General features: G+C 42.4%; 8 protein-coding genes and 1 pseudogene. 4 read left to right on the plus strand and 5 right to left on the minus strand.

Annotated elements, in window-relative coordinates:
- Positions 1-192 precede the first annotated feature (192 nt).
- Together VB714_RS13170 and VB714_RS13175 are read left to right on the plus strand one after the other, a co-directional pair.
- A complete protein-coding gene (locus VB714_RS13170) occupies positions 193-963 on the plus strand; it encodes a hypothetical protein (protein ID WP_323224848.1) in 771 nt (256 codons plus the stop codon).
- Positions 964-1,099: 136 nt separating this feature from the next.
- Positions 1,100-2,635: an AAA family ATPase gene (locus VB714_RS13175; RefSeq protein ID WP_323224850.1), complete on the plus strand. Its 1,536-nt coding sequence runs from the start codon at positions 1,100-1,102 to the stop codon at positions 2,633-2,635.
- A gap of 166 nt (positions 2,636-2,801) precedes the next feature.
- Here the strand turns inward: VB714_RS13175 and cdaA are convergent, their stop codons facing one another.
- The 5 genes and pseudogenes from cdaA to VB714_RS13205 form a co-directional block, all read right to left on the minus strand.
- On the minus strand, positions 2,802-3,683 hold the full coding sequence (gene cdaA / locus VB714_RS13180; protein ID WP_323224852.1) for a diadenylate cyclase CdaA: 882 nt from the start codon (positions 3,681-3,683) through the stop codon (positions 2,802-2,804).
- Between the two features lie 98 nt (positions 3,684-3,781).
- Complete coding sequence (gene lysA, locus VB714_RS13185; protein WP_323224853.1) at positions 3,782-5,179, minus strand: diaminopimelate decarboxylase; 1,398 nt, start codon at positions 5,177-5,179, stop codon at positions 3,782-3,784.
- Entirely contained in the window at positions 5,160-5,312 is a 153-nt protein-coding gene (locus VB714_RS13190; protein WP_323224855.1) for a hypothetical protein, read from the minus strand. Before VB714_RS13190 ends, lysA begins: the two co-directional genes overlap by 20 nt.
- A 281-nt stretch (positions 5,313-5,593) precedes the next feature.
- Positions 5,594-7,921: pseudogene (pcrA, locus tag VB714_RS27430) on the minus strand (DNA helicase PcrA).
- A 98-nt stretch (positions 7,922-8,019) separates the two neighbouring features.
- Entirely contained in the window at positions 8,020-8,283 is a 264-nt protein-coding gene (locus VB714_RS13205; RefSeq protein WP_323224857.1) for a DUF2281 domain-containing protein, read from the minus strand.
- 419 nt (positions 8,284-8,702) lie between these two features.
- On the opposite strand from VB714_RS13205, the gene VB714_RS13210 reads away from it, so the two are divergent.
- Entirely contained in the window at positions 8,703-8,867 is a 165-nt protein-coding gene (locus VB714_RS13210) for a hypothetical protein (RefSeq protein ID WP_323224859.1), read from the plus strand.
- Positions 8,868-8,892: 25 nt separating this feature from the next.
- Positions 8,893-10,414 (plus strand): hypothetical protein (locus VB714_RS13215; protein WP_323224861.1); only part of this gene is annotated, 1,522 nt, incomplete at its 3' end.

Raw genomic sequence — 10,414 nt, forward strand, 5'->3', positions numbered from 1 at the left:
AGTCCGCTTGACAATTGCTTACAGTATCCCAGGGATTGTCGGGCAAATTATGGATAATTTGTTTGTCGGTCGCGTTGTTGAATCTACAATTAAGGCAGATTTAGAAAGATTTCGCGAGTACACGATGCGCGTTCAAAATGAACCTTAATTTTACAAAATTTTACAACTAATCTGGCGTTTATTCAAAAGCTCATGGAATCACTCGCATATACATATTCGGCACTTGCTTGGGAGGAAGAAACTCCAGAATTGAGAAAGGTGAATTGGATGGGGGTAACTTCTACATTGGCTATTGTTGCTTCTGTTAATTCTGGGGTTGCGTATAGCAATGAAATTCATGTTCCTCAATCTTTTGATACGCTAGATTTTAGTGAATTAGTCTCGGATCTTTCGGATGATTCTGAGTTTGATTATTCTGAATCAGATTATTCTGGGTCAACAGATGACAATATGGTATCGCCGGAAATATTTTCAGCAGAAATCTCCAACTCAGAAGCAATACAAACAAATTTTACGGAATCTGCCGCGATCGCGAGTGAGATTGCACCTCCAGAAACTGTATTTCAACAACACAGTTCAGAAACAAACGCGGCAGATTTTTTACCTCAGAAACAAACAAAATCTAACTTAGCTCAAAATCAAAAGAATATCAATGCAGAAAATATAGAAATTGCCAATAAAAGTTATGGGCATTATCCTCGTCCTTACTATAGTCGCACGAAAATACCAGAAAATCTCAAGATTTCTCCCTTTAATTTAGTTTATCGTGCCTATAATGGCGGCTTTCGAGATTCTGGAATTCCCGGTTTTAAAAGTTTAATGACTTCTACTAAATCAGGAAAAATAGACGCAACAGATTTGATTCGTGCAGGTATTATTCAAGGACGATTAACAACTCAGGATTTATACGATCCGGGTTATGTGAATGCCGTTCGTGCTTATCTTAGAGATTTGCGGGGTTAAATATTTTTGAGGAATTCAACAAAAGGTTTAAAACATTGAGAACATCGTTCGGCAATTTCTTGATATGAGGCATTTCCTATTTACAATTCATTGAGTTTTGCGATACAATAGAAAGTGTCAGTTTACTGCGCGATCGATGAATATTATTGAGGATCAGTCTCGCGTTATTACTTTTCTCTCTGAAGCCAAAAACTACCCCGAACCTACAACACAAGTTCAACAAATAGAAACCCACGGTGCGATCGTTTTTTTAACCGATACGAAGGCGTATAAACTAAAAAAGTCGGTCTATTTTCCTTACATGGATTATTCGACTTTATCCCAGCGCAAATTGATGTGCGATCGCGAAATATTTTTGAATCAAAGGACGGCTGCCGAAATTTACTTGCAGGTGCTTCCTGTTACCCAAGAAGACGATAATACTCTTGCTTTTCAAGGACAAGGAGAGGCGATAGAATGGTTGGTAGAAATGAATCGTTTCGATCCAGAAAATGTGCTAGATTTGGTTGCAGCACGAGGAGAATTAACCCCAGAAATCATCGATACGCTGGCTATTAAAATTGTTGACTTTCATCAAAAAGCAGAACCTAGCGATCGCCATTTTGGAGCAGAGAGTCTGATTAAAATTATTATGGGCAATGACGAACAATTTGCCACCCATAAAACTATTCTACCTCGCGATCGCACCCAACAGTTAACCGATCGCTCTCTTACCCTCATCGAACAATATCGCCAACTCCTCGATCGCCGCCAAAAAGAAGGTTATATTAAACACTGTCACGGCGATCTACATTTACATAATATCTGTTTATATCGAGACGAACCTATCTTTTTTGATGCCATTGAATTTAATGAATTATTCTCAATTATTGACGTACTTTACGATTTAGCCTTTTTATTAATGGATTTAGATTTTCGCAATTTTTCAACTTATGCCAATACCATTTTTAATTACTATAGTTGGCAGGAAAATGACTATAAAGGAGTTGCTTTACTGCCCTTATTTTTAGCCACTCGCGCCGCCGTTCGCGCTCATGTGAGTGTTGCGATCGCCGAAGGTTTGCACGATCGCGCCAAACGCCCAATTTTCTTGCAGGAAGCCGCAGCATATCTCGAAAAATCCCTTGCTTATCTTACCCCGAGAACCCCTAAATGTGTGGCTATTGGGGGACTATCAGGAACGGGAAAATCCACCCTTGCCAAGGCGATCGCCCCACAACTCGATCTCTGTCCAGGCGCTTTAATTCTCAGAAGTGATGTGATACGGAAACTTCATTTTAATATTCCTTTGGGCGATCGCTTGCCCGAGAGTTACTATAGCAAGGAAGTGAGCAAAATCGTTTATCACAAATTGTTTGCGATCGCGCGAACGGCTTTACAAGCAGGAATAACAGTGATTGTGGATTGTGTTTTTGCCGATCCTAACCTGCGTCAAGAGGTTGAAATTGTCGCTAAAACCGGCAATATTCCCTTTTATGGTATTTGGCTAGATGTTCCTTCCGAGATTGCTTATCAGCGTATTGCAGAACGCACTCAGGATGTTTCTGATGCAACGGTTGCTATTCGTCAAAAACAGGAATCTTTAGATTTTGGCGAGATGCAATGGCAAGTTTTTGATGCGTCATTGGAGCAAGTTATACTATTAGAACAGGTGAAATCTTATATTTCTTAATAGCAGCCATGAACTCTCTAGATCGAACTGCCCTTGCGATCCCCTCTGTTCCTGTCAATACTTGGATCGAAGCGAATTGGGAGAACTTTTTAACTTTGGGCGATCGCCCGTTGCTCAATTGAAGATTTCTTAACCCGAACTGACGTTATTTTGTTAATTATTTCCATTACCAACTCCCAAACAAGCGTTGAAAAAAGGCTCGTCCTTCAGAACCTAACCTGCGGCTCAAGCGTCTGATATTGGGTGTTGCATCTCGTTCTACAGAAGTTGAGAACTTCTGCTCTAATAACTCTTTTAATTTAGTACTTGTTAAAGGACGATTTAAACTTCTTCCTTCAGCCAAGGAAATCGATCCCGTTTCCTCCGAAACAACAAGACATAAACAATTATCGACTCGTTCTGTAATGCCCATTGCTGCTCGATGGCGAGTTCCTAACTGGCGCGATGCGACCCGTTCCGAAAGGGGTAAAATAATAGAAGCAGCAACAATGCGAGAACCGCGAATTTGTACTGCCCCATCATGCAAAAGCGTAGTGGTTTGAAAAATTGTTTGTAGAATTTCCTTGGATACTTCCGCATCTAAAGGGACTCCTGAAACTGAAAAAAAACGTTCGTCAATAGGCTCTCCTGTTTCCATCATAATCAGCGCTCCCGTGCGATTTTGAGAGAGTTCTTTAATCGCATCAACAATTCTATCAATTGTACTTTCTTGCTCGGGAATAAAACGGCGCGATGTTTGAAAAACCCGCAAGAGTTCGCCTCGTCCGAGTCGTTCGAGAAATTGGCGAAATTCTGATTGAAAAACGACTGCCATTGCGACCGCCGATCCTAACACTAATCGCTCTAAAACAAAACTTAAATACTGTAACTTTAATCTTTCGCTCACAACAGCAGCTAACATAAGAACGATCAATCCTCTGACCATCCAGAGGGTTCGCCGTTCTCCGATCGCCAGGAGAACCACATAGGTTAGTAGGAGGACAAGACTAATATCAACACTTTCGAGCAACCAAGACGGGATCGCGTTCGGGTCAATAAAAAAACCCATTTATAATTAATATGTGATAAGAGTTGGGTGATTTGGGAGTGGAAGGTTTCAAGTTGGGATTTATAGGAAGATATTTTCATATCCTCCCATAAACATATTTAACGATCGCGCAGACGATCGGGCAATCGGTCTTGACGGATTAAATCCGCATAAGTTTCCCGTTCCAAAATGAGACTGGCTTCTCCCTCATTGACGATCGCGGCGGCGGGACGAGGAATGCGATTATAGTTAGAAGCCATACTGTAATTGTACGCCCCAGTTCCCAAAACCACTAACACATCTCCGGTTTGAGTTTTCGGGAGTTGCGCGTCCTTAATCAGCACATCTCCAGACTCGCAATGTTTCCCCGCTACTGTAACGGTTTCGCTTAAAGGAGCAGACATTCGATTGGCTAAAATGGGTTGATAGACAGACTGATAAGTGATGGGGCGAGGATTGTCGGACATTCCTCCATCCACGGCAACATAAGTCCGCAATCCAGGAATCTCTTTGCGACTGCCCAAAGTATAAGCTGTCACGCAAGCAGAACCAATGAGGGATCGCCCTGGTTCGCTCATTAATTTAGGTAAGGGTAAATTGTGAGTTTTGCAGGCTTTAACAACGGCGCGACAGGCTGCACCCACCCATTCATCGATACTGGGAGGATCGTCCGCTTCAGTGTAGCAAATCCCCAAACCGCCGCCAATATTTAAGGATTCCACTTGTAAACCCGAGGCGATCGCGCTTTGCAGCCATTCTACCATGACTCCCCCTAAATCTTGGTGGGGCTGACGTTCAAAGATTTGCGAGCCGATATGGGCGTGCAATCCGATAAACTTTAATTGGGGGCGATCGCGAATCCAAGCAAACACCTGGGATAATTGATGGGGATCGAAGCCGAATTTACTATCGAGATGTCCTGTGCGGATGTATTCATGGGTGTGGCATTCAATACCAGGGGTCAGCCTGACCATGATAGGAATGGGGGCTTGAGAAGTGGCGATCGCAGACAGCATCTCCAACTCTAACCAATTATCCACCATAACCGTGCAGCCCGTATCATAGGCAAATTGTAACTCGGCTTGGGATTTATTATTGCCGTGGAAATAGATGCGATCGGCGCTAACTCCTGCCTGTAGAGTTGTCTGTAATTCGCCCCCGGAAACCACGTCAAACCCGATACCTTCGCTGGCAATAACGGCACAAACTGCCAAGCAACTCCAGGCTTTAGAAGCGTAAATAACTTGAGATTCCCCTGGATAATGACGGAGAAATGAGTTGCGATATTGACGGCAGGAGGTTCTTAGGGTTTGTTCGTCTAGGATATAAAGAGGAGAACCAAATTGCGCGAGTAATTCTGTCACATCGCAACCCCCGATTTCTAAATGGTCGCGATGGTTGACACGAGCAGTGAGGGGCGCAAGAATCTGATTGGGGGAAGTTTCCCCTTCGACTTCTGAGAGGGGCTGCAAATATTGCGAACCCGTATTTTCAATTTTAGGCTGGGTTAAGAGCATCTGTGGATTTTAACTGTTTTGTATGGTGTAGCGATCGCCGCATCGAGAAAGCGATCGACACTTGTTCATTATTTTGCCTCATGCGATCGCTTGCCGTTTGCGATCGATAGAGATTCGAGCTTTTGTCATGCAATAATGACGCATTCTACTTCAGCCTAGCAAAGTTCACTGGCAGAAAACCGCAACAAATTCCTTATACAACAGATTAGCGAACTTGCTGGCGAGTTTGCTGGTGCGATGTTTTCCCGATAGTCCTTTTCCCTTCTTTTTGAACAAGTCAGAGTGCCAATTCACATCTCCAATTCTTTGTAGTATATTTGACGTGCGGAATATGGGCTGCAAGGAAAGGAGAAAAACTGGAGGTGCTTTGTGAGGCTTTTCTCTTTTTGTAAGAGTAATAAAAGGGGAGATTAACTAAGGCAACTTTTCCAACCTGGCAACTTTAGGATCGATGATTTTCTGCCCGAGTTGGGGAAATTTAATGGCAATATTGGTCTTTTTTCCCGTACCGAAAACATGAGTTATTTCTCCTTCTCCAAAAGTATTATGCAACACCCGATCGCCAACTTGCCAAATTTCAGTCGGAGAATCATGGGGAATGGCGATCGCGGTTTTCTTTTTGCGACGAGAGGAAGGGGTGATTTTTACATTGCGATCGATTAAATCTTCGGGTAATTCTTCGAGAAATTGCGAAGGAATACAATGTTCTTTCGATCCCCAAAAATAACGTTCTCGTGCGTGGGTAATGAACAATTGTTCTTGGGCGCGAGTAATTCCAACATAACACAAACGGCGCTCTTCTTCCAAACCCGCAGGATCGCGCATGGCTCGGGCATTGGGGAGCAATCCTTGTTCTAATCCTACCATGAAAACGACGGGAAATTCTAAACCTTTGGCGGAATGTAAGGTCATCAAAGAAACGACTTCTTGTCCATCTTCTAAGTTATCTAAATCTGATGCAAGGGCAGCATTGGCTAAAAATGAAGGTAAATCTTTCTCGTCATTATCTTCTTGAAATTGCAAGACAGCGTTACCCAGTTCGAGAATATTTTCGATGCGATTACTGGCTTCTTCTGTGCCTTTATCTTGTAATGTTTGCACATAGCCTGAATCTTTCATAATACCATCTAAAATATCATAAGCCTCTAATTTTTCTATTTGTTCTTGATAGGTTTTAATCGTTGCTGCAAACTTATTAATCGCTTTTGCTGCCCGTCCTCCTAATGTATTCACTGAAGTTTCATCACTGAGGATTTCCCATAAAGGTACTCCTAATTCTTGTGCGGCTTTAACTAAACCTTCAATGGTTGCCTTGCCAATTCTGCGGGAAGGAGTGTTAATAATACGCAGTAAACTAACAGTATCGGCAGGATTTGCGATCGCCCTGAGATATGCCAGTGCATCTTTAACTTCCTTGCGATCGTAGAACTTCAAACCGCCAACAATAGTATAAGGGATTTCCGTCCTTAAGACATCTTCAAAGGCGCGAGATTGGGCATTGGTGCGATATAAAATCGCAAAACTCCCCCAATCTAATTCGGGATTTTCTTGGGTTAGTCGTCGCAGTTGTCGCAGCACAAATTGCGCTTCTCCTTGATCGTCATCGGCTTTATGGATACATATTTTTTCTCCTTCTCCTCGGGTTGCTTTCAGTATCTTATCGATCCGTTGCGTATTGTTTTCAATTAAAGCATTAGCAGCTAAGAGAATATTTTCCCGCGATCGATAATTCTCCTCTAACTTCACCATTGTTTTAGTTTTAGCATCTGTCAAACCATCGCCAAAATCTTCTTGAAAACCTAAGAGAATAGTAAAATCTGCCATGCGAAAAGAATAGATGGATTGATCCGCATCTCCGACAACAAAAGTAGAGCGTTTTTGCCAATTCCAATTCTTTTTATTCTCTTCTCCATTCATGGACAATAAACGCACTAAATCATATTGAATGCGATTGGTATCTTGATATTCGTCCACCAAAACATGATAAAATTGACGATGCCAATAGTCTAAAACTGCTTGATTTTGTTGAAAAAGGCGAACGGGAAGTAAAATCAGATCGTCAAAATCTAGACCATTATTGGCTGCTAACTGAGATTGATATTCATTATAAACTTCAGAAATAATGCGTCCTCGATAATCAGGATTTTCTCTTTGAAATTCTTCTGGAGATAAGCCCAAGTTTTTAGCATTGCTAATGGCATAGCGCACTCTGCGAGGTTCAAATTTTTTATCATCTAAATTGAGTTGTTTAACAACAATATTTTTAACAATACTCTGCACGTCGGAATCATCAAAAATAGTAAAATTTCGTTGCCAAGTTCTGCCTTTTTCATCTTGATATTTGTTAATATCATAGCGCAGAATGCGAGCGCAAAGACTGTGAAAAGTTCCTACCCAAAGCGGTTTTGTGTATTGACGATAAACTTTAGATTTCAGTAAAACTTGATCTTCGGGTGTGAGAGAATCAAGAGGTTTCTGGTATTTATCAAACGCTAGTTTTTGAGCAAATAAGCGTTAGATCCTATCCTTCATTTCTCGTGCAGCTTTATTGGTAAAAGTAACAGCAAATATATTTTCCGGTGCGACGCGATGCTCGTTAATGAGATGATAGATACGATAGGTTAATGCTCTAGTTTTCCCCGATCCGGCTCCTGCAACCACGAGAAGGGGGCCCTCAAAGTGTTCGACGGCTTGACGTTGGGAGGGGTTGAGGTGGGAGAGAAAGTTGGAATTGGCACTCATGGGGAGTTTTGCTTAGAAAGGGGTAGTTTAATTATATTACATTGCGATCGCGTTTCTTTAAATTCTCTGTCTTGCTCGAATCCGCTAAAAAGCTCATATTACATATATTCCTGTAAATCTTCTAAAGGTTCGTCAAAATCATCTGACATAATAATTTTTCCAGCTAAACTCCCATAGCCATATTTTTTTTCTGCATCTTGTATTGATTCGGATACAAGAGATTTTGAAACAATTTCTTCCTCTGGCTCTATTTTTTGTTTTGAGTATTGACTTGCCAAGAACTCAGTATAAAGCAAAACAGCTTGCTTGACTGATTCTGGCAAATTTTCAATGTTTTTTAAAATAGTCGCTTCAATTGTCATTTTCTTTCCTCCTATTAAATAAAACCTTTTCGCATTAACAACACCGATCGCCTCGCAACACAATCCCTTCCCCTGAAACGCTTCTCGTATTGGGGTGCATCTCAGCTTTGTAAAAATGTAAAAACAGCGAGTGTAAAAATGTAAAAACAGCGAGCAAGATACTCGCACTACCTCAATTATTATATATTGTAGTAAAAATGTAAAAACAGGGAAAACTCTGCAAGCAAGGCGATCGCAATTTTGGTCAATATAGCTAAATCGTCTCGATACGTTGGCGATCGCTTTCTGTGGCCGCATTCCAACACACGATCGCCAATCTATTGATTTCGATAGGTGTAAGATTGCGATCGCCAATTCCCTGCTAGAATTCAAAGCGATCGCGTTAAAGCCAGCTAATTAAAATATCTTTAACTTTAAATATGAATGGGCAGATAACCAATGAGGCGATCGCCATTTTAATTCTTGCTTCTCTCCTCGATCGCCTGATTGGAGATCCAGTGACGATCGCCAATCTTAAAAAGAGCAGAATAAGGCAGCTATCAGCAGGTTTTTTTGATTGGATTGTGAGAGTAAGGGTAAAGTAAAAGTAGCGTGTTGAGTTGTGGTGTGATGTCGAAAAAAGAAAAGCGATTTTCTCGTTATGCGCGTTTGGCTTTTGTAGCGTTGGCTTTTGTTCTCTATCCTTATTTTGTCAATCAAATACCTGGCTTAACGTCACTTTTAAACAAGGTTCCGCCGATCGCCACGTTTTTTGCGGCGTTGTTTTTTGCGGCGATCGTGGTGGTGGGTCCAGAATTGTTGAATGCGGAGACAATTTCTGAGAAAGAGTTACGGGAGGATTTTTGGCAGGAAAATCAGAGGATTATTAACGATCGCCTCAAAACGTCCCTCGATCGCGATCGCTATATTTCCCTTTCTCGTCAGGATGCACCGGAAGATTTAGCGCGATCGCCCAGCAAAACGCCGCCGTCTCCAGAAAATCCCCCATCTCCTCCCCAGAAAGGGTGGCGAAACTGGTTTCAGTCTTTTGCCGGGGTTGCACCTACACCGATGGGAATTGTTAGCGCTTTTTCTGGGTTTGAGAGACGGCGAGAAGTGGAGAATTTAGAAACAGAAGAGAGGGAAGAATTGGCGATCGATAAGCCGATTTTAGAGGTTTTTGAGGAAGCCGATCGCCGTTTGTTGATTTTGGGGGAACCTGGAAGCGGTAAAACGACGGAACTTCTGAGATTAGCGCAGAGTTTGGGAGAAAAAGCGGCAGATCCTCAACAGCCTATCCCAGTTATTTTCGAGCTTTCTGCGTGGCGAGGGGAGCCAATGTTAGATTGGATGACGGAACAGATGCAGGGGCGCTATGGCTTAAATTTACCCCTCTGTAAGGAGTGGTTGCAACAGGATAAGGTGGTGCCGTTGTTGGATGGTTTGGATGAGTTGGATAAATATAGTGATGGCATTAAGGAGGCGATACTGGCGATCGATGCACTCCAAGAAGATTATCAGCTTCAGCCGGATTTGGTCATTTGTTGCCGCATTCAAGATTATCGCAAGGTGACGGAGGAGGAGAAGGAAGGGGTTAAAAATGGGGAGGAAAAGTCCCAACGCATTCGCTTGCGGAAAATGAATCGCGCGGTGAGTTTGTGTCCGTTGAGTAATGAACAAATTAAGGACTATTTAAAGCAACGCTTAAAGCAACACGATGCAGCAAAGTTATGGAAAGAGTTGCAGATTCATCAAGGGTTTATGACATTGGCGCGAACTCCGATGTTATTGAATTTAATCCCCATCGCCTACCCTCACGGATTGCCGGAGGATGCCCCAGAAGACTCTGAGGCTTGCCAAGAGCGACTTTTTGATAAGTTTTTACAATGCAAGCTCAACCCCTCTCGACGGTCAAGTTCTGGGCAACTCGAGCATTATAAACCGGAAGACGCAAGGCGTTATTTGGCGTGGTTGGCGGCGAGTATGGAACGGAAAGGGATTAATCAACGAGAGTTTTTGATTGAAGGTTTACAACCAACTTGGTTAGAGAATCAACAGCAATGGCGGCGTTATCGGCTGATTGGAGGGCTGATTTTAGGGCTGATTTTAGGGCTGATTTTAGGGCTGATTTTAGGGCTGATTTTAGGGCTGA

It is taken from the genome of Spirulina sp. 06S082 (genome assembly GCF_034932145.1).
In the GTDB taxonomy this organism is placed as follows: Bacteria; Cyanobacteriota; Cyanobacteriia; order Cyanobacteriales; family Spirulinaceae; genus CCY15215.

Bases quoted from the DNA above. Each gene is read 5' to 3' on its own strand.
- VB714_RS13170 (WP_323224848.1), top strand. From the start codon at position 193: ATGGAATCACTCGCATATACATATTCGGCACTTGCTTGGGAGGAAGAA.
- VB714_RS13175 (WP_323224850.1), top strand. From the start codon at position 1,100: ATGAATATTATTGAGGATCAGTCTCGCGTTATTACTTTTCTCTCTGAA.
- cdaA (WP_323224852.1), bottom strand. From the start codon at position 3,683: ATGGGTTTTTTTATTGACCCGAACGCGATCCCGTCTTGGTTGCTCGAA.
- lysA (WP_323224853.1), bottom strand. From the start codon at position 5,179: ATGCTCTTAACCCAGCCTAAAATTGAAAATACGGGTTCGCAATATTTG.
- VB714_RS13205 (WP_323224857.1), bottom strand. From the start codon at position 8,283: ATGACAATTGAAGCGACTATTTTAAAAAACATTGAAAATTTGCCAGAA.
- VB714_RS13210 (WP_323224859.1), top strand. From the start codon at position 8,703: ATGAATGGGCAGATAACCAATGAGGCGATCGCCATTTTAATTCTTGCT.